The following is a 21,607-nucleotide window of genomic DNA, read 5'->3' as shown; positions in this document are numbered from 1 at the left end:
ACGGGCCGTGGTGCGGCCTTCACCGCGATCCGACGGCTGACGCGCAACGCTCCGGGAAACTCCCGGAGACGTCGATGGAACTCAACCAGGATGTATCGATCCTGCTGCGCGTGGCCGCCGCGATGCTGTTCGGTGGCGTGCTCGGTATCGAGCGCGAGATGGGCAAGCATGCGGCGGGCCTGCGCACGCACATGATGATTGCCGGCGCCGCAGCGCTCATCGTGGGCCTCGGCGATTCCGTGGCCGAGCATTTCCAGCAGGAGCGCTACCGCGACCTGCTGCAGGTCGACCCGGTGCGCCTGATCGAAGCGGTGGTGGCCTGCGTCGGCTTCGTTGCCGCAGGCACCATCCTGCGTGGCAGCCGCGAGGACCAGGTCAGCGGGCTGACCACGGCCAGTTCGCTGGTGATGGCCGCCGCCATCGGGATTGCAGTGGGCATCGGCAAGTACGTCATTGCCCTTGGTGTGAGCGTGCTGTGCCTGCTGGTGCTGGCGGTGATGCGACGGTTGGCGGACAGGCTCTAGCGGGGCAGCACCTTCGAGCTTCTGTCATGTGGCGCTTTATTGGTAATACCAATATGTCCGGTAACTCTATGGTCTAATAGGCTCTTCGTCGAAATGGCGGTTCAATCGGCTTCAAGTGGTCCGATGAATCTGATTATTGGTAATACCAATAATCGTGACCACGGCGTCCCATCGCATGCGGTGGGGAAACATTCCGCCCCCCGTCGAGAGCCTCCATGCAGCCCTGGCAACACCTGTACGACCCCGCCGGCAACCTGTGGTTGTCCAGCCTGATCGCGTTGCTGCCGATCGCGTTCTTCTTCGTTGCCCTGGCCGTGCTGCGCATGAAAGGCTGGCTGGCCGGCACGATCACCGTGGCCATCGCACTGGCCGTGGCCCTGCTGTTCTACCGCATGCCGCTGACCCAGGCGTTGGGAGCGGCCGGCTTCGGTTTCGTCTACGGGCTGTGGCCGATCGCCTGGATCATCATCGGCGCGGTGTTCCTGTACAAGGTCTCGGTCAAGACCGGACAGTTCGACATCATCCGCGCTTCGATCCTGTCGGTGACCGAAGACCAGCGCCTGCAGATGCTGATGGTCGGCTTCGCCTTCGGTGCCTTCCTGGAAGGCGCGGCGGGGTTTGGCGCGCCGGTGGCGATCACCGCAGCGCTGCTGGTCGGGCTGGGCTTCAAGCCGCTGTATGCAGCGGGCCTGTGCCTGATCGTCAATACCGCGCCGGTGGCATTCGGTGCGATGGGCATTCCGATCATCGTGGCGGGACAGGTCACCGGGCTGGAGGCCTTCGAGATCGGCCAGATGGCCGGTCGCCAGCTGCCGTTCCTGACCATCATCGTGCTGTTCTGGATCATGGCGATCATGGATGGCTGGCGTGGCGTCAGGGAAACCTGGCCGGCTGTGCTGGTGGCCGGCGGGTCGTTCGCCATTGCCCAGTACCTGACCTCCAACTTCATCGGGCCGGAGCTGCCGGACATCACCGCGTCGCTGGCGTCGCTGGTGTGCCTGACCCTGTTCCTGCGCTGCTGGAAGCCGGTACGGATCTTCCGCTTCGATACCGAAACCAGCGCCGAGGCGGCCGCCCAGGCGCTGGAAGCGCCGCGCTACAGCGTTGGCCAGATCGCCAAGGCCTGGTCGCCGTTCCTGATCCTTACCGCGATGGTCACGCTGTGGAGCATCAAGCCGTTCAAGTCGCTGTTCGCGGCGGGTGGCCCGCTGGAAAGCTGGGTGCTGAAGATCCCGGTGCCGGGCCTGGACCAGATGGTGCAGAAGATGCCACCGATCGTGCCTGCGCCGTTGAGCTACGAGGCGGTCTATAAGTTCGACGCGTTCTCGGCCACCGGCACGTCGATCATCCTCGCCGCAGTGATTGCCATCATCGCCCTGCGCATGCCGGCCAAGGCGGCGCTGCAGACCTTCGGCGAGACCGTGCGCGAGCTGCGCACACCGATCTACTCGATCGGCATGGTGCTGGCCTTCGCCTTCATCGCCAACTATTCGGGTCTGTCGGCCACGCTGGCGCTGGCGCTGGCCCACACCGGCAAGGCATTCACCTTCTTCTCGCCGTTCCTGGGTTGGCTGGGCGTGTTCCTGACCGGCTCGGACACGTCCTCCAACGCGCTGTTTTCGGCCTTGCAGGCCACCACTGCGCAGCAGATCGGCGTGTCCGAGGTGCTGCTGGTGGCGGCCAACACCACCGGCGGCGTCACCGGCAAGATGATCTCGCCGCAGTCGATTGCCATCGCCTGCGCCGCGGTCGGCCTGGCCGGCAAGGAATCGGACCTGTTCCGCTTCACTGTCAAGCACAGTCTGATCTTCACCGTGATGGTCGGCCTGATCACCACCGCGCAGGCGTACTGGCTGACCTGGATGATTCCCTGAGCCATGCAGCCGACGACCTATCCGCGCAGCATGGGCCGCACCTGCCAGGCGCTTCGGGCCACAATGGCGCCATGAGCACGCAACGGATTTCAGACAAGGTGGCCGCGCAGCTGCGTGGTCTGGTGCAGGAGCGGCAGCTGCAGCCGGGTGACCGGCTTCCGGCCGAGCGCGCGCTGGCTGTGCAGCTGGGTGTCTCGCGCACGGCGCTGCGCGAGGCCATCGCGCAGTTGTCCAGCCAGGGCCTGCTGAGCGCACGCGTGGGCGGCGGCACCTACGTGGCGGAGCCGGCCACGCGCGCGCGGCAGGCGCTGGATGAACCCCTGGCTCCGTACCTGCCGTTGTTCCAGGGCGACCCGGAATACCGCTTCGACGTGCTGGAGATCCGTCACGCGCTGGAAGGAGCGACGGCCTGGCATGCAGCGCTGCGTGCCACCGATGAGGATCGGGCGCGCATCGCCCAGGCCTTCCAGACCATGATGGATGCGCATGGCAAGGATGATCCTTCAGGCGAGGCGGAGGCCGATGCGGCCTTCCACCTGTCCATCGCCGAAGCGTCGCACAACCTGGTGCTGCTGCAGGTGATGCGTGGCCTGTTCGATCTGCTGCAGACCAACATCTCGCAGAGCCGCGAGAAACTCTATACCTCGGCGAGGACCTTCTCGCCGTTGTCCGACCAGCACCGCGAGATGATGGATGCGGTGCTGGCCGGTGATCCGGAGCGCGCGCGCGCCGCCGCGCATGCCCACCTCGAGTTCGTGCACACCACGCTGCGCACGCTCGACGACAACGAAGCCCGGCGCGCGCGGGCCTCGCGCCTGCCTTCCCCACACGGTTGACCCCATGATCATCTCCGCCTCCACCGATTACCGCGCCGCAGCCAAACGCCGGCTGCCGCCGTTCCTATTCCACTACATCGATGGCGGCGCCTATGCCGAGCACACGCTGAAGCGCAACGTTTCGGATCTGTCCGACATCGCACTGCGCCAGCGCATCCTGCGCAACATGTCCGACCTGAGCCTGGAGACCGAGCTGTTCGGCGAGACGCTTGCGATGCCGGTGGCACTGGCGCCGGTCGGCCTCACCGGCATGTATGCACGCCGCGGTGAAGTGCAGGCGGCGCGGGCAGCTGACAGCCGCGGCATTCCGTTCACCCTGTCCACCGTGTCGGTGTGCCCGATCGAGGAAGTGGCCCCGGCGATCCAGCGGGCGATGTGGTTCCAGCTGTACGTGCTGCGCGATCGCGGCTTCATGCGCAACGCCCTGGAGCGCGCCCAGGCGGCGGGCGTTACGACGCTGGTATTCACCGTGGACATGCCGGTACCGGGTGCGCGCTATCGAGACGCGCACTCCGGCATGAGCGGTCCGAATGCTCCGCTGCGCCGCATCGGCCAGGCCATCACCCATCCGCGCTGGGCCTGGGACGTGGGTCTGTTCGGACGTCCGCACGATCTCGGCAACATCTCCACCTATCGCGGCAACCCCACCGGGCTGGAGGACTATATCGGCTGGCTGGGCAGCAACTTCGATCCATCCATTTCGTGGAAGGACCTGGAATGGATCCGCGAGTTCTGGAAGGGACCGATGGTGATCAAGGGCATCCTCGACCCGGAAGACGCACGCGACGCGGTTGCATTCGGTGCCGACGGCATCGTGGTCTCCAATCACGGGGGGCGCCAGCTCGATGGTGTGCTGTCCACCGCACGCGCGCTGCCGGCCATCGCTGACGCGGTACAGGGCGACCTGAAGATCCTCGCCGATTCCGGCATCCGCACCGGACTGGACGTGGTGCGCATGCTGGCGCTGGGCGCTGACACCGTGCTGCTGGGACGTGCCTTCGTCTATGCGCTCGCGGCGCAGGGTGAGGCCGGCGTGGCCAACCTGCTGGACCTGATCGCCAGGGAGATGCGCGTGGCAATGACGCTGACCGGCGCACACCGCATTGCCGACATCGGCCGAGATTCACTGGTGCGGCTGCCATGACTGGCCACGGGGCCATGCTGTCGCAGCTGCGTGCTGCTGTCGGCAGCCGCCATGTGCTGACCCGCGACAAGGCGACCCGCCGCTTCCGCCGGGGCTATCGCTTCGGCGACGGCGCGGTGCTGGCCGTGGTGCGTCCGGGCACGTTGCTGGAATTGTGGCGTGTGCTGCAGACGGCTGTGCAGGGTGGGGCAGCGATCATCCTGCAGGCCGCCAATACCGGCCTGACCGGCGGCTCGACCCCGGATGGCAATGATTATGGGCGCCCGGTCGTGCTGGTCAGCACCCTGCGCCTGACCGGCATCCAGTTGTTGAACGAGGGCCGCCAGGTGGTGTGTCTGCCAGGCGCCACCCTGGACCGGCTGGAGCAGACGCTGGCGCCGCTGGGGCGCGAGCCGCATTCGGTGATCGGCTCGTCCTGCATCGGTGCCTCGGTGCTGGGCGGCATCTGCAACAACTCCGGCGGTGCGCTGGTGCGGCGTGGCCCCGCTTATACCGAGCTGGCGCTATATGCGCAGGTTGATGCGCAGGGCCGGTTGCAGCTGGTCAACCACCTGGGCATCGCGCTGGGCGATACGCCCGAGCAGATCCTGCAGCGCTTGCAGGCCGGTGACTACGATGCCGCCGATGTCAGCGACGGCGACGGCCGTTCCGCGTCCGACCCGCGCTACGCCGACGAGGTGCGCAGGGTCGATGCCGATACACCGGCGCGCTTCAATGCCGATCCCGGTCGTCACTACGAAGCGGCGGGTTCAGCCGGCAAACTGGCGGTGTTCGCGGTGCGCCTGGATACGTTTGAGAAGGAGCCCGCCGAGGTCTTTTACATCGGCAGCAACCGTACCGGGAGTTTCACCGCCATCCGCCGCCAACTGCTGACCGGCTTCGATCGCCTGCCGATCGCCGGTGAGTACATCCACCGAGACGCCTACGATATCGGCGAGCGCTATGGAAAGGACACATTCCTGCTGATCGACCGGCTCGGGACCGCACGGGTGCCCGCAGCATTCGCACTGAAGAGCAGGGTTGACGGCTGGTTTGAGCGGCTGGGCCTGCGCGGCGTGACCGACCGGGTAATGCAGGTGCTGACCGGCCTGTTGCCCTCGCACCTGCCCCAGCGCATGGGCGAGTTCCGGCAGCGTTACGAGCATCATCTGCTGCTGAAGGTCTCCGCACAGGATGCAGCGGAGACCGAGGCCTGGTTGCAGCAATTCTTCGCCGAGCACGAAGGCGGCTATTTCCACTGCACGGCCGAAGAAGGGCGCAAGGCCTTCCTGCATCGTTTTGCCGTGGCCGGTGCTGCCGTGCGCTATCGCGAGGTGCATCGTCAACAGGTGCAGGACATCGTCGCGCTCGACATCGCATTGCGTCGCGACGACGCAGACTGGTTCGAGCAGCTGCCCGCCGCCATCGAAAGTCGCCTGCTGCACAAACTGTACTACGGCCACTTCCTGTGCCACGTGTTCCACCAGGACTACATCGCGCGCAAGGGCGAAGATCCGATGGCGATCGAGCACGCGATGTGGGCACTGCTCGACCGGCGCGGGGCCGAGTATCCGGCCGAGCACAACGTCGGTCACCTGTACCCGGCCAAGCCGGCGCTGGCTGGGTTCTACCGACAGTTGGACCCGAGCAACACCTTCAACCCGGGCATCGGGCAGACTTCGAAGGCCAAGGGCTGGGGTGGCTGCGACTGCGATGGGCATCCGTGACGTACCCGCTGAGAATTCGGATTTCTTGCATTCCTCAGTGATCGGGCTGGTACTAGGCTGAAATCCTGGCTGAGACGGATACAGGATCAATGCAGAGCGCAGATCAGATATGGGCTTCCATCAAAGCGTCGCTTTTCGAGAAGGGCTGTCTGAATGAAGTACAGCTACGGTCGGGAGCCTCTGAAGGCGAACTGGTTGAATTGGAAGCTCAGCTTGGAGTCCCCCTGCCAGATCTGCTGAGGCAGCTTCTGAAGATTCACGACGGGCAGGATGGGGCCGGGTTTCTGTTTGGGAGTCAGATGCTCTCGGCGACGGAGATTTTGCGGAAATGGCAAGGTTGGCGTGAAATCGAGGCCGACGGCATGAACGAGCACTGTGCCGAATTCATGGCATCGAGCCCTGGCGGGGTGGTGAAGCCAATGTACACCAACGCACGCTGGATACCGTTGACCCACGATGGTGGTGGCAATCATATGGGATTGGATTTCGACCCCGACATCGGCGGTGCTGAAGGCCAAATGATTGCCTTTGGTGCGGATGAAGACACCAAGTACCTTCTTGCTTCCACGTTCGCTGAGTTCGCTGAAAAGGCCGTGGCGTGGATCAGGCACGCCCGCTGGGATGGTGAGAATCTCGAGTCGCCAACTGATGACGGCTTCGCTCCTCCGGCCATTCTCCGGACTGCTGGCGGGGCGTAGTCGGAAGCGCCGTCATGGCGGGCAGCGCGTCGGTTGGGTTCCGGTTGACTGGAGCGACTGGCGAACGTCCCGGTTTCCCTGCGCTACCATCAAGATTCCTCATGCCGGAGCCGCCCTCGATGCCCATTGCCGTTGCTCGCACCTTTCTGTGCGTCGTGTTGTTGGCGACGCCGCTACTGGCACTGGCACATAACGCCATCCTGCCACAGCAGCGCGATGCCGCCGGCAATGTGATGGAGCCGCTGGGGCAGGTGTTGATCACTCAGGAGGCGGGCCCGGCAGGACTTTATGAGTGCACCCGGGACGGCAACTGGTGCGTACGCGTGCAACCGGTGGCCGAAGAGGGGCAGCGGCCCACCGTGCTGGAAGTGCTTGAGAAAGTGCCGGGCCAGGGCAAGCCGCACAGCTACCACGTCCGCATTGACGTGCCGCAGGAAAGCGAACTGAAGCTGTGGCCGTGGATCGTACGCCTGGCACCCGGTGTCGGCGCGGATGAGGACGTGAAGGACCCGCAGCCGCGTGCCCGCCAGAACGTACTGGTAGGCGCCACGGTCACCTTCAGCATGATGTACTCCGGCGGCGGTGCAGACGCATCGACGCTGCAGCTGGCACGCGTGCGCCACCTGCAGGAGGGCATCCAGGTGGACGATGATGTGCTGACCGTGCCATGGGTGGGCAACGCGATGATCCGTGCCTGCTTCAGCGAACAGGACATCAAGCAGCGTGCCGGTGCCTGCCACGATGAGTATGGGTTCTCGGCAAAGCTGGGGCTGGATCCGGCAGTGCAGGGCATGCCGGTGCTTCGTTACCAGACGGTGGCGACCCGCTTCCCCGCAGGTGCATCGCGTTTCGAGGATTCGCTGGCGAAGGGGCCGTTGAAGACGAAGGACCTGCGCACCGAGCAGGATCCCGCGTGCAGCTATTCGCGTCTTTTCCGTTTCAGTGAGGGCCGTTTTCACCCCGACCAGCCACTGCCGGATTGTGCGGGCTATACCGAACCCTGAGCCCTGTCACGCTGGCCCATGCCCGACACGCGTTCTGTGTAGAGCCGAGCCCATGCTCGGCTGCTGTTCAGTGGCAGCCGATCGTGGGCTCGGCTCTACAGAAGCCCGCGGCGGTGATTACTCGCAGCGGGCTGCGGTGATGATGTTGTCCTTGTCCATGTAGACGCGCAGGCGATCCGGACGGATATCCTTGGTGGTAATCGTGGTCGGGCCGATCGGGTTGACCAGGCCGGCGCCGCTCTCACGCGACAGACGACGCATGTTCTCCTCATTGCCCGGCTGGCCGATTGCCCAGCCAAGCTGGCTGGCGTCGCAGCGGCCGGTGCCCTTCACCTCCGGCCCGGGCGTACTGACACAGGCGGCGAGCAGCATCGGCGTGGCGACTGCGGCCAGTGCAAGGCCGACGGAACGGAAACGGGTCATGAGCGGCGCTCCTGCGAGATGGTGGCGCCACCATAGCACCCTGCTCGTGGCGACGGCATGCGTTGGATCAAAGGAGGGGGCTCGGGAGCACAGGCACTGACGAGGTTGGCGCGTCCTGGCCGTGACCCTTCACGCCTGCGGAGCGCATGGAGCGCGTCTGCACGTTGCGAGTCAACCCAGCATTATCCTGGCATTCGGCCTATCGGTTTCGCGTCGCATCTGTCGCTATTCACTGCAGACCTGGATCAGGTCAATGCCGGCTGGACCGCGATAGCGCATCGTCGCCGGGTCGAACTGCAGCTGGATCTTCCCGGTACGGATGGTGTCATTCTGCCCAGTCGGACAGTCCCGTGTCGCGTCCAGTGCTGGCCAGGCAGCATGCGGCGCGACAGGGGCCGTCAATGTCGTGAACCTGCCCTCCAACAGACGGATATAGGTTCCATCCGCACACTGGGCAAGGATCAGTTTATCGGCGATATCGACATCGCCGTAGCTGCTGCCGAAGTAGGTGAGGATCGCGTCCTCGCGCCCGTCGTTGTTGAGATCGGGCGTGTCGTTCAAGAAGGTCTTTCCCTGCTGACCGCTGTATGGGCAGTCCTCGTCATTCCCCGGTGGACATGCACTGACGCGTTTCCCCTCCACCGGTACCAGTTCGATCCTGTCATCGATGGCGGTTGCACACGCGCGTTGCAGCGAGCCGGGCGGCGGAGTGCGCGCGATGGCGACGTCCGCGGCAGCGGAGAGCGCCAGCAGCAGGAGAGCCTGATGCTGGCGCTGGCATCGTGACGACGTCACGGTGAGCTTCCGCGCTTGATCGCCTCCCACACCTTGTCTACGTGCGCGCGAAGCACGGGCGCAGCCGAAGCCAGCGCAGGATCGTCCTGCCGGTCGCCGCCGAAGGGTTCATCGCCTTCCACCTCCACCAGCGATTCACCACGTACTTCGTAATACTGCTCGCCCTGGCGAAGCCCAATGCGCAGCTGCTGCGGATCGACGCCGCCGCCGCAGAAGCTGTGGCTGGCCAGCGTCAACTCGGCGCGGCCATCCTTGTCCAGGTCCGTTGCAGTCACCTGGTCCAGGAAGTAGCCGGCCTCCAGATCCAGACCTTCGCATTGAACCGGATCTTCCACGCTCCACCGCGAGGCCCAAGGAGCCGCTTGTCCGGCGCGCCGGAACAGCTCCGCACGCAACGTGATCTGATCCATCGCCTCTTCATCGCCCTGCGCCGGCACTGTCTGCTCGCTGCGCGAAAGAAGCAGCAGGCCCGGCCCGTCGATGTCATTGAACACCACTTGCTTCAGCAGCGTGCCCGAGTAGAGGTCTTTCAGTTCCGCATCTGCCAGGGCGGGCAACAGCTCCAGTCGAGCAGCGGGCACGGCCTCAACCTGCCCGGGAAGTGCGTGTGCATTCGTTGCGGCATCGTCTGCTGCATCTGCAACCGGTGAGGACGGCGCACCGCAGCCGACTGCACCGAGTGCAAGCACGGCCAGCACGGCAAGTCGCAGCTGATCAGCGCGTATTGTCGCCAGCCTTTTTGGCCACGACAATGCCGAGCGCCGCGTTGAGGTCCGTGGCTGCCAGTTCATCGAGTTTGGTTTCCTTGAGTTCCTTCTGCGCGAATGGCAGATAGCTTTTCGGCACGTAGTAACGCAGCGTTGCAGGGTTGAAGCGGACAAAATTGATCTGGTCGCTCTGGTTGCCACCCAGCAGCACAGGTCGACCGCGGTCCATGGCGTAGACGAACCCTACGTGCGACGTACCGACCAGGGCTACCGCGCCGAACACCGGTTCGTCGATCTGGCTGAAGCGCGTGGTGTCGGCGGCGAACGAACGCGCGCGGTACGGGTGTGGAGATGATATAGCGTATCCGGCCGTGCGAAGGCACCAGTTCACGAACGATGCGCACCAAGCGTTGGAGCTTCCGGCCAGCGTAGTGAACTGCTTCCCGTAGCCGAGTTCGGAATGGAAGTTGATGGTGCGGCTGATCTCAGCCTCTTTCTTGCCCGCCCATTTGCGCGCCTGTGCATAGGCGTGCTCCACCCAAGGTGCGCGCTTCTGCGAAAACGGAATGATTGCGATTGGGTGGCCTTCGCCCTCGCGACTTCGGGTATCCCGTGCCTGTACTGACGCCGGCGGCCGCACAGCAGCAGCAGGTGTTTCCGGCGGAGGCTTCACCAGCGAGGGCCGATCAGACGTTTGCGGATTCCCGCTGTTGCCCGCTCGCCGGGAAGACCCGGCCGCTGACGGGGGCACGGCTTCGACCCCAACAGGCAGCGTGATTTTCTGGCCAGGGTTGATTCGATTGGCATTGCTGATCGACGGATTGGCGGCCATCAGCGCATCGACGCTGGTGTGATGGCGGTCTGCAATTCGGCTCAGCGTGTCGCCGGAGCGAACGCTGTAGCTGGCTTGACGTGACCTTGTTGGAGTCGCCGGGGCGCCGTCGTTGGCTGCGTCAGCCGGCGCCTTTCCGTAGATCCAAACCACATGACCGGGATAGATGCGGTTGCGGTTGCGGATATGGTTGTTGCTCACCAGATCGTCAACTGAGGTCTTGAACCTGCTGGCGATCGAGGCGAGAGTGTCGCCTGGCTGCACCACGTAGCGCAGCGGTGTGCGCTTCTCCTTGCTGGGCTGCGTTGGAGTGTGTGGTTGCGAATTCCCGCCGACCGTCATCATGTTGCGCGCAAATACCAGGGACGCTGAGGCCTGCTGAAGCGCAAACTGGCCGATTCGGCTTCCAATCTTGCCTGATTCCTCAAGGAAGAGCTCTATCACTTCTCCTGGCTGGCGGGTGATGAATGTCGGCAGCGCCCCGTGCTCATTGGTGGTGACCTTCTTCTCGCCCGTATTGCTGCTACGCACGATCACGGGCGTTGCCGGCATCGGTCGGGCGCCGTCAGACAAGGTGACCTGCGTGGCGTGCACGATCCGTTCCTTGCGTGTCTCAGGCTTTGCATTGAAGCCCTCATATTGCTCCATCGCAGCGATCATGCCGTTGAACTGCTCATCGGTCATGTCCTTGATGACCGTCTGGTCGGTGGCACCAGATCGCTTGCGCACGTATGCCAGATAGGCCGCTGTGTCGTTTTCCGATTCCGGTGCATAGGTATGCATGGCGTTGTACAACGTCATGTCGTTGTACTTGCGGCGCAGCAGTGCGCGCTTCTCGGCGCGGCCATCCTCGGCAGTAGGAAAAATGGCGAACTTGCCGCTCTTCGTATCGGCCTGGCCGATCATCTTGGCGTACTTTCCGCCTGGACGCAGGTTGCCGGGGTTGTTGAGCAGCCAAGCCAGCGAGCCGCCACTGCGGATGAGCTTGTCACCGTTGTCGGCGGTGAACTCCACAGTGCGCGTATCCTTGTTGAAAACCGCGCTGATGTAGGTAGGCATTCCGTGTCGTCCTATCGGGGCGTCAGCGTGCTCAGGGCCTGTGCGACATCAACGCCCTGGGGCAGACGGCGGGTGGAATCGAGCACCAGTACCCAGCGCTCCTCGTCGGGCTGCTGCTTGAGAAGGTAGCGTTTCAGCTCGACGGCAGCGTCGTCGTCGTATGGCGTGTCCTTGAAGGACAACTCAGCGATGTAGAGGACCACCTTGCCCGCCTCGACCCGCACACGCGCATCGCGGAGCGGGAAGTCAGCCGTGGCCGTCGCCTTTACGAGGAAATCCACCGGCGGCGCATCGTTGCGTGCGAGCAGCGGAAGCTGGTTCCACACGGCTTCGTTGGCAATCGGACGGTACTGGAAGCTGTAAACATGGAAACTGTGGGCATTGGAATGACTGACATACCCGGAATTCACGCGCAACGTACCTTGAGCGGTCTTGATGTCAGTGCTGCCGGTCGAGTACTGCTGCGCATTGGCGGAGGGGCCCATGCACAATGCGAGCAGCAGCAGGAAGTGTCGGATGATCATGTTGATGACGGGGGTTCGTTGAGCAGTTCCAGGATCTGTTCGGACGTCAGGGCGCCGGTCGCATCGGCCGCGTCCAGGTTCCCGAGGAAGGGGGCGCTGCCGTCGCTGTCGGGTGTGTCGCCGTCATTCTCGGGTGGGCGGCCCGGCGCCGACACCAACATTTCCCAGGTGTCATCGCCAACCTCCAAGGTCAGCGGCCGACCCAGGCCATCGGCCATCACGCGGGGCAACCGACCGTCCTCACCGATGGTTCCGCTGGCGACCTGTTCGCCTTCGTTGTTGAAGATGCGGTAGGCCTTGTCCTTCCACCCCATTTCCGTGGCCAGTACATCGGCGCCTTCCAGCGCGAAGCGCAGGCTTTCCTTGAACGAGTACAGCCCACTGGGAAGTACCGGCATGGACGGCGCATCACTTCCCCCCCCCATGAACGGATGCTCGCCCGCCTTCACCTTGAACTCGCCCGGGCAGCTGAACGTGATGTTGCCGCCCTCCAGGGTGATCGCGCTGCTGCCGGCCTGCAGCACCACTTTGCTCTGCGCCAGCACATCGATGCGGTCATCGGTGGCGGTGATGGTCAGTGCCTGGTCGCTCAGCAGCTCCAGTTCGCCATCGTTGGCCTGCAGGCTGACCGGGCCCTGGGCGGCGATCACCCGCAGCGGGCCGCTCTGCGCGAACAGTGAGACGTGCTCGCCGGACACCGTGGCGATGGTCTCGCCTGCGCTGATGTGCAGATCCTGCTGCACCGTCATCTGCAGGTTCTGCCCGGCGTAGGCCACCGCGCTGGCTGGCGTGGTCCAGGCAATGTGGTGCGGTGCTTCGGCCAGCAGCAGCGGCTTGGCCAGACGCTCCACCGGCTGGTCACCCGGGCTGCGGCCATCGCCGCCCGGCTTCATCGCGCTTTGTCCGTTGACCTCGCCTTCGTAGCGTCCCTGTGCCTGCGGATCGATCTGCTCGCGCAGCTGCTTTGTGCGCTCGAACTCGGCCAGTCCGGGCACCTGCTGCTGGGCCAGGGTCTGCTGCATCTGCTCCAGGCTGCGCTCGGCGCCCTTGAGCTGCGCCACCACGCTGGCGTTGTCCATGACCGTGGAAGCGGCCCGCTCCTGCGCGCTGGCGGACAGCAGCAGGCCTTCGGCCGCATGCACGTTGCCCCAGCCCTGCGTGGCCAACTCGAAGCCCTCGCCGCGCAGGGCGCCGCGGGCGGTGTTCTGGTGCGCGATCAGGTAGCCCAGCTCCAGCCGGCTGTCGGCCAGCGAGCTGTGCAGGCGCGTACGCAGCTGGCCCGGCGTGTCATCGATCACCCATTGCTGGGTGCCGCTGCCGTCATGGGCCTGGGTGTGCAGGCCGCTGAGTACGCCGGGATGGCGCGCGTTCTCATCGATGCCGCCGCCGAAGGGTGGGGCGACCTCACCGTTGTAGAGCTGGCCGGTGACGCGCGGCTGGTCGATGTCACCGTGCAGGAATTCCACCAGCACTTCGCTGCCGATGCGCGGCAGGAAGGCCGTGCCCCAGTTCGGGCCGGCCACCCATTCGGCCACCGACACCCAGCTGCCGCTGGTGTGGTCGCCGGGCGCATGGCCGGTCTGGGCGCTGCCGGTGTCGGTCAGACCGCCCGGATTGGGCTGGCTGCCGCGCTGCCAGCCGAACTGGATGCGCACCTGGTGTTCGCGGTTCGGGCTGACGGCCGCATTGGCCACACCCACCACGCGTGCGGTCTGCGGGCCATGCAGGGTGGGGCGGTCCTGCGGCAGGGCGCGCAGCGGCACTCCGGCGCCGGTGGCGAGGAAGGCGTTGCGGTAGGCGCCGCGCTCCAGATCGGTACTGCCGAGCAGCTCGGCGATGCCCTGGTCCAGATTGTTGACGGCGACATGCTGCACGGCCAGCAGCTGGAAGCACTGGCCCTCATGCTGCGGATGCTGGGCCAGGCTGAAGGTGCTGCCTGCGGCCAGCTGGCGCTCGCTGCCGCTGCCGCTGTACAGCACCTGGCCAACGCGCAGTGCGTCCAGCCGCGCCTGCGCTTCGGCGTCGGCCCAGGCGGGCTGGGCGAAGCGACCAGCACGCGGCTGCACATAGACCTCCAGCGCGGGCAGGGTGCCGGCATCGGCACTGGACTGCGCCGCCACGGCGTTGACCTGTTCGCTGTGCCAGCTGGCGACGGTACTGGCGTTGGGCACCAGCTGCTGGCGTTCGGCGAAGGCAGTGATGCCATCGCTGCTCTCGGCCATGTCGGCGCGATGGAAACGCACGCGGCCCACATCGGGCAGTTCGGCGCCGGGCTCGAACACCACCAGGGTGTGGGCGGCATCGCCCTCCTGCGCCTGCTCGATGCGCCAGGCCAGACCAGCCTCGGACAGCAGGCGGGTGACGAAGGCCCAGTCGGTTTCGCGGTACTGGGTGGTGATCGCGCGGGCCGGCAACTGGGCCTGCACGTCGAAGCGGAAGGCGGCCTGCGGGTAGTCGGCGAAGATCTGCTCGCAGATCGCGCGGGTGTCCTGGTCCTGGAAAATCACTGCGTTGCGGCGAAGGCGCAGCAGGGCGGTCCAGGGTTCGAGGGTGAGCCGGTAGCGGGCCAGCCCGCCGTCGCTTCCCAGCTGCGCCGCCTCGGTGCACAGCCCGTGCCACTGCCGCAGCGCGCCATCGGCCTGGCGCAGCTGCAGGGTCAGCGGCTGCTCCAGCCACGGCTCCAGTTCCAGGAACGCATCGGTGGCCAGGCAGTCGATCTGCAGGCGGTTGTCACCGCACACCGATTCGGTGCCTTCAAACCGCTCGACCACAAGGCCCTCGTCAGGGCCCTTGAGCTGGATCAGGCGATCCCGATGCGACAGCGAGGCGAGGGAAGCAAGCAGCGTGGAGCGCGAGATGTCCATATCGTCAGGCTCATGGGAGGGTGATCGTAATGTGGGCGGTGCGCTCGGGCATCTGCACCACGTCGTTGTAGGCGGCCAGCTGCTGACGGGTTTCGTGTCCGAGGTAGGCGCGCATGCCGAAGAACGCGACGATGCCGAAGCAGCCGACAACCACGGCCGGCAGCCACAGCGGCACGACCCGGCGCAGGCCATGGCGCACGTTGTCGGGCGGCAGCGCGTGCGGGGCGAAGCCGTGGCGCTTGCCCTTCAGGTAGACGATCTCGTCACCCAGGCGCGCGGTCAGATAGCCCAGCTTCTCGGTGCCTTCGATACGGTACTTGCCCTCGAAGCCCATCAGCAGGCAGTAGTGATAGACCTCCAGCGACGGCAGGCGCGCCGCGCCCTGGCGGCGCAGTTCTTCCAGCCGGTCGAAGAAGTGCTCGCCGGCGAGGTGCTCGCCGAACAGGCGCAACTGCAGCGGATTGCGTTCCCAGGTTTCGTGCAGCGGCGACGGCTGCGACAGGATCGCCTCATCCACCGCGGCGCAGAACGCGTATTTGGCGGCGTAGACATCTTCGGACGCCACGCCAAGCCGCATCGCGTTGCGTTCGACGCCATCGAGGAACTTCTGCACCGTCTGCACGAAGCCCTCTGCGTCGTGCGGCAACTGGCCACGCTTGAGCAGAAGCAGCAGGTAGAAGCCGTCGGACATCAGATCCTGCAGGCTCTGCGGATTAGCCGCCTGCGGCGTCGGATTGACCATCGCGCCATTGGCGGTCAGCGACGGCATCGGGCCCGGGGTCGGGGGCAGGGGGGAATTCATCATGAGGTCACCGCCACAAGTTCCATCTTCAGCTCGGCAATGCCGGCCGGCACATAGATCATCACCGACTGCGCCTTGAGCATGCGCTCATACAGCGCACCGCGCGAATCAAATTCGAAGTAATGGCTGCCCGGGCGCACCGGGATCGCTGCCGGCACCTGCGCGGCGTGGGTAAGCTTCACGCCTGGCAGTGCGGACAGCACGCACTTCTCGACGTCGTCCGGCGCGCCGACCTTGAAGCGCACCGGGACGCTCTGGATCAGCTCCTGCGCCGGCAGCGAGGCGGAGACGGACAGGTAGAACGAGGCATTCCCGTCGATCCGCTGCGAGTCCAGCCGACCGAGGTGGTAGGACGGCTTGACCTCGTTCAGCGCGATCTTGAAGTAGCGCGTGGAGATCACCGTATCCAGCAGTGCCCGCACGATCTCCAGCAGCTTGCGGAACGAAGCTTCCGGCTGGTCGTGGCGGTACACCGGCAGGTCGCCCAGCTGGTAGGCGTTGGAGAAGGTCAGCAGTGCGCCCGCCATGCGCAGCAGTTCCTGGTGCAGGCGCTCGGGATGCAGCTGCGGATGATGCAGCAGATGGGCCAGCGCGCTGAAGGAACTGTTGATCGTATGCAGCAGCCAGAACGACGCGATGTCGCCCGAGCGGAATTCGATGATGTTCTGCGACGTCTGCCGATGCAGCCCGTACAGCGCATCGACCTTGGCCTGCAGCGCATCGAGCACCGCACGCAGTTCACGATGCAGGAACGGCGAGGCCTGCAGCTGCGCGCAGGGCGGGATGAACTCATCGTCCAGCTCGAAGCCGCCGCTGGAGGTGCGGCGCACACGCGCCACCGGCACGGTGGCATAGGCATCACGGGGCTGGTCGTCGGTAAGCAGCTTCACCGCCTTGCTCAGGTAGGCCAGTTCGGCCTCCACCGCATCGGTGAACAGGTCCTGCGTATCGCGGTTGGCCTGCCGATAGCGCGCAAGCACGGTGCCTTCCGCATCGGTGCAGTTGGCGCCGTCATCGCGCAGCAGCGGAAGTGCCAGGTAGATCACCGTGGACTGCACGCCAGGCGGCAGATCCTGCAGCGACACCGCGTCCGGCAGGCTGTCGTGGGCGGGGGCATCGTAGGTTTCGCCATCGGGAAACACCGCCGACAGATCGAGCGGCCTCAACGTGCCGCCGGACAAGGCATGGGGGTCGAAACGCACGCGGCGCGCGCCCCACGCGTACGGGTGCAGCGTCTGCGAAAGATCCTGCAGCCGTGCCTCGTGATACGCGTCCTGGCGCTGGAAATGCTGGGGCCGCAGGAACAGCCCTTCACCCCAGAGAACCTTCGACATCCTGCTTACATAAGCCACATTCAATCCTTGGAAATACCTTGAAAGGTTGCCCCTTGGGGGCCGGTTCCGCCGTCCTCGCGTTCCGCTGCGGCGAAGGCCCTGCCTTGCAATGTGAAAGTGTGAATCACATCGCACATTGATTGCGGCGGGGCAAACGTTGCGCGGAAGATACTATCGCATTGCGGCAATTTGAGTGCCAGAATTCCGACGCGGTCCTATTTCGCGCCTGCACAGCGGATCGAGGCAAGACTGCCCGGATCGCCGGAAAGTCGTGTGAGCAGGGCCTTGCTGTCGCTGGTCAGGGCACAGGCGTGGACACCGATGGTCACACCGTCCTGCGGCAGGGTCTTGCCCTTGGTGTCGAACGCGAGCCGCCAGCGGTTCTCGGCGGGGGCGCGGAACAGGGCGACCACGCCCAGCACTGCACTTCCTTCACTCAGCTGCTCGGACAATTCCTGCCGGGCCCCGGGGGTCAGCACCACCTCATTGACCGACAGCAGGTCGGCACCGAGGGCGGCCTGCTCTCCGGCCTGGTCCAGGAATGCGTTGAAGGGCGCCTGTTCGAACCGTTGCAGGCTGCGCAGGTGGTAGACCTTGACCACCGCCGCGCTCGCCCGCTTGTCGTTGCCGGCATTGAGGTTGGTGCCGGCATACAGGCGCAATGGGACGGTCGGTGGCGCTTTCGGCTTTTCCTCGCGGATCCCGACGGCCTGCAGCGTCTTGTCCATCGCTTTCCCGAGCTTGCTGTCGCTGGCGCAACCGGCAAGGGAACCCGAAACAATGAAGGAGAAAATCGTGACGGATATCACGCGGCGAAATGAGGAGAGTTGCGCATTCATCTGGAGTCGGCGGGCTCGAAGGGCGGGGTGAAAGTCACGTATGCAACGGATTTCGCTCGCGGATATCACATTGGAATGTGAAGAATGTGTCTATCAAAACCGCCACATTCTTGACGAAATTCACTATACCGATGCGTATTCGCGAATGTACACTGCCGCCGACAGGGGCAGGAATCCCGTGCGGTGTATCGGCGGCGATTCGGCTTCCTTTAGGAACTAATTTCGACGAGGGATCACTATGGAAGTGAAGGCAATGGGGAAGGCTGTCTACCGGCCGATGTTCGCGCTGATGTTGCTGTCGGGCCTGGCGGCCTGCTCATCGGCACCGAAGAAGGCCGAGGTCGTGCCGTTCGAAACGACGCTGAGCAATGCCGAAGCACAGGTCACCACCGGTGGCGCGGATGCCGCCATCAGCGCATTCGAGGAAGCGGCGAAGGCCGATCCGACGCGCAAGGAGCCGTGGGTGCGCATCGCTCAGCTGCAGTTCGACCAGGGCCAGTATGCCCGCGCCATTGTGGCTGCCGAGGAAGTGCTGCAGCGCGATCCCAGCGATCTGGTCGCCGATGGCGTGATCACGGTGGCCGGTTTCCGCATTGCCAACCAGTCGCTGACCCGCCTGCAGGGGCGCGGCGCGCTGGCTTCCGATACTGCCCGCAAGGAAGCGCAGACCCTGGCTACCACCCTGCGCAACACCATGGGTGATGCCATTCTCGATCCGGCGCCCAAGCCGAAGCCGCGCAGCCGCGCCCGTGCCGGCCGTGCCGCCGCGCCCGCCGCTGCCGCACAGCCCGCTGCACAGCCGGCCAAGCCCGCTGCCCGCTCGAACAACTCCGATCCGTTCCAGAACATCGGCAACTGATCCGGACCCGGCCCCAGTCAGGAGACACACATGGCCAAGAAGGAAAGCATCCAGAAGCGGCTGCAGAAGATCCGCCCGCCGCGCGTCCAGCTCACCTACGATGTCGAGAAGGGTGACGCGATCGAGCAGAAGGAACTGCCGTTCGTGGTCGGCGTGATGGGCGATTTCAGCGGCAACCCGGAGCAGCCGCTGCCCAAGGTCAAGGATCGCAAGTTCGTCAGCGTCGACATGGACAACTTCGACGAAGTGATGGAAGGCATCGCGCCGCGTGCGGTCTATCGCGTGCCGAACAAGATCAGCGACGAAGGTGGCGAATTCGGCGTCGAGCTGAAGTTCAACTCCATCGATGACTTCCGTCCCGAGGCGGTGGTCCAGCAGATCGAGCCGTTGCGGCGCCTGCTCGAGTCGCGCACCAAGCTCGCCGACCTGCGCAACAAGCTGGCCGGCAACGAGAAGCTGGAAGACCTGCTGACCGATGTGCTCAACAACACCGAGCAGCTGAAGAAGCTCGGCGTGACCAAGGAGGACTGACCGATGTCAGCCGAAGCCAGCCCGTTGGCCACGCAGGCCGCCGTTGCCGAAGACGTCGGCCTGCTCGACCAGATCGTCGAGAAGAGCAAGGTCGCCAAGTCGAAGACCGAGCATGACCGCGCCAAGGACATCATCGCCGCGCTGGCGAAGGAAGTCCTGGACGGCACCGTGGTCGTCTCCGACAACCTCAACCTCACCCTCGATGCGCGCATCGCCGAGATCGACCGGATCATCTCCGAGCAGCTCAGCGCCGTCATGCATGCCGAACCGTTCCAGAAGCTGGAAGGCAGCTGGCGAGGCCTGCATTACCTGTGCCAGCAGACCTCCACCGGCCCGAACATGAAGATCAAGGTCTTCAATTCGCCGCAGAAGGATCTGGTGAAGGATTTCAAGTCGGCCATCGACTTCGACCAGAGCGCGCTGTTCAAGAAGGTCTACGAAGAAGAGTTCGGCACCTTCGGTGGCGCGCCGTTCGGCGCACTGATCGGCGACTACTTCCTCGGCCGCCAGCCGGAGGACATGTACTTCATCGAGCAGATGTCGCACGTGGCTGCCGCCGCGCACGCGCCGTTCATTTCGGCAGCGAGTGAAGGCATGTTCGGCCTGGAAACCTTCACCGATCTGGGCAAGCCGCGCGACCTGGCCAAGGTGTTCGACACGGTCGAGTACGCGAAGTGGAAGTCGTTCCGCGAGAGTGAGGACAGCCGCTATGTCGGTCTGACCATGCCGCGCTTCCTCGGTCGTCTGCCCTACAACCCGAAGGATGGCACCACCGTCGAAGGCTTCAACTTCGTCGAGGAGATCGAAGCGGCCGACCACAGCAAGTTCCTGTGGTGCAACACCGCCTATGCGATGGGTGCGCGCCTGACCCAGGCCTTCGAGAACTTCGGCTGGTGCGCGGCAATCCGTGGCGTGGAAGGTGGCGGCCTGGTCGAGGACCTGCCGACCCATACCTTCCGCACCGATGATGGCGAAGTCGCGCTGAAGTGCCCGACGGAAGTGGCCATCACCGACCGTCGTGAAAAGGAACTCAGTGACCTCGGCTTCATGCCGCTGGTGCACTGCAAGAACACCGACTACGCCGCGTTCTTCGGCGCACAGTCGGCACAGAAGCCGAAGAAGTACAACACCGATTCGGCCAACGCCAACGCGATCCTGTCTGCCCAGCTGCAGTACATTTTCGCGGTGTCGCGCATCGCCCATTACCTCAAGGCGATGATGCGCGAGAAGATCGGCAGCTTCGCATCGGCGGGCAACGTCGAGGAATTCCTGAACCGATGGATCGCCCAGTACGTGCTGCTGGACGACAACGCATCGCAGGAAGCCAAGGCCCAGTTCCCGTTGCGCGAGGCATCTGTGCAGGTTTCGGAGGTGCCGGGCAAGCCTGGTGTCTACCGCGCGGTGGCCTTCATCAGGCCGCATTTCCAGCTCGATGAGCTGTCTGTTTCGTTGCGTCTGGTCGCCGAACTGCCGGCGTCCGCGAAAAAGTCGTAACGGTTTGCTGTAACTGAAGCGTCCAGGGGAGTCCGCTCCCCGGATTGCAGTGACGCTTATTTCAAGAGGGCGCAGCCCCCCTTAACCGCCAGGCCCCCGCCTGGCACATCAAATCTCACGGAAGAACGGAATTTAGGAGACCAGATATGCAGCACGCTTTCCTCTCGATTGACACCATCAAGGGCGAGTCGCACGACGACAAGCACAAGGACTGGATTGAAATCCAGTCGTTCTCGCAGGACCTGTTGCAGCCGCGTTCGGCCACCGCGTCGACCTCCGGCGGCACCACCGCTGCCCGCGTGAACCTGTCCCCGATCGAAATCACCAAGTCGATCGACCTCGCCTCCACGGCCCTGAACCAGGCCGCCTCCAACGGCACCACCTTCCCGAAGGCGCAGATCCAGTTCATGCGCGCCGACAAGGACGGCAACGCGATCAATTACTACACGGTCGAGCTGCTGAACGTGCTGGTCCACCGCGTCACCACGACGGTGGACAAGGAAGGCATGCCGCAGGAAGTTGTTCAGCTGAGCTTCGGCGCCATCAAGTGGACTTACCAGCAGCAGAAGCCGGAAGGCGGCGTTGGTGGCAAGACCGTGGCGCAGTGGAGCGCAACCAAGAACATCCCGAACTACACCGTGTGATGTTGTGTCACTGCGATGGCGCCTCGTGCGCCATCGCAGTCTGATCGTCGGGCAGGGCCAGGAACGGCCCTGTCTCTGCCGCACCGCTGCCGCCCGCACGGATGCCGAACCTGA

The 21,607-nt window shown here is 64.7% G+C and carries 20 protein-coding genes; 11 read left to right on the top strand and 9 right to left on the bottom strand.

What is annotated here, in order from left to right; genetic code table 11:
• Nucleotides 1-74 precede the first annotated feature (74 nt).
• The 7 genes from ACX9OW_RS06815 to ACX9OW_RS06785 all read left to right on the top strand — a co-directional run bounded on the left by ACX9OW_RS06815 (nucleotide 75) and on the right by ACX9OW_RS06785 (nucleotide 7,786).
• Nucleotides 75-524: an MgtC/SapB family protein gene (locus ACX9OW_RS06815; protein ID WP_053517640.1), complete on the top strand. Its 450-nt coding sequence runs from the start codon at nucleotides 75-77 to the stop codon at nucleotides 522-524.
• A 215-nt stretch (nucleotides 525-739) separates the two neighbouring features.
• Nucleotides 740-2,398: an L-lactate permease gene (gene lldP / locus ACX9OW_RS06810; RefSeq protein ID WP_459062103.1), complete on the top strand. Its 1,659-nt coding sequence runs from the start codon at nucleotides 740-742 to the stop codon at nucleotides 2,396-2,398.
• Nucleotides 2,399-2,469: 71 nt separating this feature from the next.
• Nucleotides 2,470-3,234, top strand: coding sequence for a transcriptional regulator LldR (lldR, locus tag ACX9OW_RS06805; RefSeq protein WP_053517636.1), 765 nt, complete (start codon nucleotides 2,470-2,472; stop codon nucleotides 3,232-3,234).
• Nucleotides 3,235-3,238: 4 nt separating this feature from the next.
• Entirely contained in the window at nucleotides 3,239-4,378 is a 1,140-nt protein-coding gene (gene lldD, locus ACX9OW_RS06800) for an FMN-dependent L-lactate dehydrogenase LldD (protein WP_459062102.1), read from the top strand.
• The gene (dld, locus tag ACX9OW_RS06795) at nucleotides 4,375-6,084 is read left to right on the top strand and encodes a D-lactate dehydrogenase (protein WP_459062101.1); all 1,710 of its coding nucleotides are present in this window, start codon (nucleotides 4,375-4,377) and stop codon (nucleotides 6,082-6,084) included. Before lldD ends, dld begins: the two co-directional genes overlap by 4 nt.
• Nucleotides 6,085-6,173: 89 nt before the next feature.
• Nucleotides 6,174-6,782, top strand: a complete 609-nt coding sequence (locus tag ACX9OW_RS06790; RefSeq protein ID WP_193396811.1) for an SMI1/KNR4 family protein — start codon at nucleotides 6,174-6,176, stop codon at nucleotides 6,780-6,782.
• 119 nt (nucleotides 6,783-6,901) lie between these two features.
• Nucleotides 6,902-7,786 (top strand): hypothetical protein, encoded by an 885-nt coding sequence (locus tag ACX9OW_RS06785; protein WP_459062100.1) that lies wholly within the window; start codon nucleotides 6,902-6,904, stop codon nucleotides 7,784-7,786.
• A 117-nt stretch (nucleotides 7,787-7,903) separates the two neighbouring features.
• Here ACX9OW_RS06785 and ACX9OW_RS06780 read toward each other — a convergent pair whose 3' ends face one another.
• The 9 genes from ACX9OW_RS06780 to tssJ all read right to left on the bottom strand — a co-directional run bounded on the left by ACX9OW_RS06780 (nucleotide 7,904) and on the right by tssJ (nucleotide 17,965).
• Nucleotides 7,904-8,209: an I78 family peptidase inhibitor gene (locus ACX9OW_RS06780; RefSeq protein ID WP_053517630.1), complete on the bottom strand. Its 306-nt coding sequence runs from the start codon at nucleotides 8,207-8,209 to the stop codon at nucleotides 7,904-7,906.
• Between the two features lie 225 nt (nucleotides 8,210-8,434).
• On the bottom strand, nucleotides 8,435-9,004 hold the full coding sequence (locus tag ACX9OW_RS06775; protein WP_368865546.1) for a hypothetical protein: 570 nt from the start codon (nucleotides 9,002-9,004) through the stop codon (nucleotides 8,435-8,437).
• Complete coding sequence (locus ACX9OW_RS06770; protein WP_180877001.1) at nucleotides 9,001-9,585, bottom strand: M949_RS01915 family surface polysaccharide biosynthesis protein; 585 nt, start codon at nucleotides 9,583-9,585, stop codon at nucleotides 9,001-9,003. Before ACX9OW_RS06770 ends, ACX9OW_RS06775 begins: the two co-directional genes overlap by 4 nt.
• 133 nt (nucleotides 9,586-9,718) lie before the next feature.
• Entirely contained in the window at nucleotides 9,719-11,602 is a 1,884-nt protein-coding gene (locus ACX9OW_RS06765) for a TIGR02594 family protein (protein WP_065182755.1), read from the bottom strand.
• 11 nt (nucleotides 11,603-11,613) lie between these two features.
• Complete coding sequence (locus ACX9OW_RS06760; protein WP_164151854.1) at nucleotides 11,614-12,126, bottom strand: hypothetical protein; 513 nt, start codon at nucleotides 12,124-12,126, stop codon at nucleotides 11,614-11,616.
• Nucleotides 12,123-14,990, bottom strand: coding sequence for a type VI secretion system Vgr family protein (locus ACX9OW_RS06755; protein WP_459062099.1), 2,868 nt, complete (start codon nucleotides 14,988-14,990; stop codon nucleotides 12,123-12,125). Before ACX9OW_RS06755 ends, ACX9OW_RS06760 begins: the two co-directional genes overlap by 4 nt.
• A 10-nt stretch (nucleotides 14,991-15,000) precedes the next feature.
• Nucleotides 15,001-15,792, bottom strand: a complete 792-nt coding sequence (gene icmH, locus ACX9OW_RS06750; protein WP_065175286.1) for a type IVB secretion system protein IcmH/DotU — start codon at nucleotides 15,790-15,792, stop codon at nucleotides 15,001-15,003.
• Entirely contained in the window at nucleotides 15,792-17,126 is a 1,335-nt protein-coding gene (gene tssK / locus ACX9OW_RS06745; RefSeq protein ID WP_053517623.1) for a type VI secretion system baseplate subunit TssK, read from the bottom strand. The genes icmH and tssK overlap by 1 nt, the downstream gene beginning before the upstream one ends.
• 215 nt (nucleotides 17,127-17,341) lie before the next feature.
• Nucleotides 17,342-17,965 carry a type VI secretion system lipoprotein TssJ gene (tssJ, locus tag ACX9OW_RS06740; RefSeq protein ID WP_053517622.1) on the bottom strand — a complete coding sequence of 208 codons (624 nt, stop codon included), beginning with the start codon at nucleotides 17,963-17,965 and terminating at the stop codon, nucleotides 17,342-17,344.
• A gap of 238 nt (nucleotides 17,966-18,203) precedes the next feature.
• Between tssJ and ACX9OW_RS06735 the strand changes: the two genes are divergently transcribed.
• The 4 genes from ACX9OW_RS06735 (at nucleotide 18,204) to ACX9OW_RS06720 (ending at nucleotide 21,493) form a co-directional block, all read left to right on the top strand.
• Nucleotides 18,204-18,824, top strand: a complete 621-nt coding sequence (locus ACX9OW_RS06735) for a tetratricopeptide repeat protein (protein ID WP_180877009.1) — start codon at nucleotides 18,204-18,206, stop codon at nucleotides 18,822-18,824.
• 30 nt (nucleotides 18,825-18,854) lie between these two features.
• Nucleotides 18,855-19,355, top strand: coding sequence for a type VI secretion system contractile sheath small subunit (tssB, locus tag ACX9OW_RS06730; RefSeq protein ID WP_053517620.1), 501 nt, complete (start codon nucleotides 18,855-18,857; stop codon nucleotides 19,353-19,355).
• Between the two features lie 3 nt (nucleotides 19,356-19,358).
• Nucleotides 19,359-20,849: a type VI secretion system contractile sheath large subunit gene (gene tssC, locus ACX9OW_RS06725; RefSeq protein ID WP_053517619.1), complete on the top strand. Its 1,491-nt coding sequence runs from the start codon at nucleotides 19,359-19,361 to the stop codon at nucleotides 20,847-20,849.
• A 146-nt stretch (nucleotides 20,850-20,995) separates the two neighbouring features.
• Entirely contained in the window at nucleotides 20,996-21,493 is a 498-nt protein-coding gene (locus ACX9OW_RS06720) for an Hcp family type VI secretion system effector (RefSeq protein ID WP_006465355.1), read from the top strand.
• Nucleotides 21,494-21,607 lie beyond the last annotated feature (114 nt).

It is taken from the genome of Stenotrophomonas genospecies 5, assembly GCF_054473825.1.
Note: the sequence above shows the minus strand (reverse complement) of the source record. Positions and strands in the feature narration are given on the sequence as shown.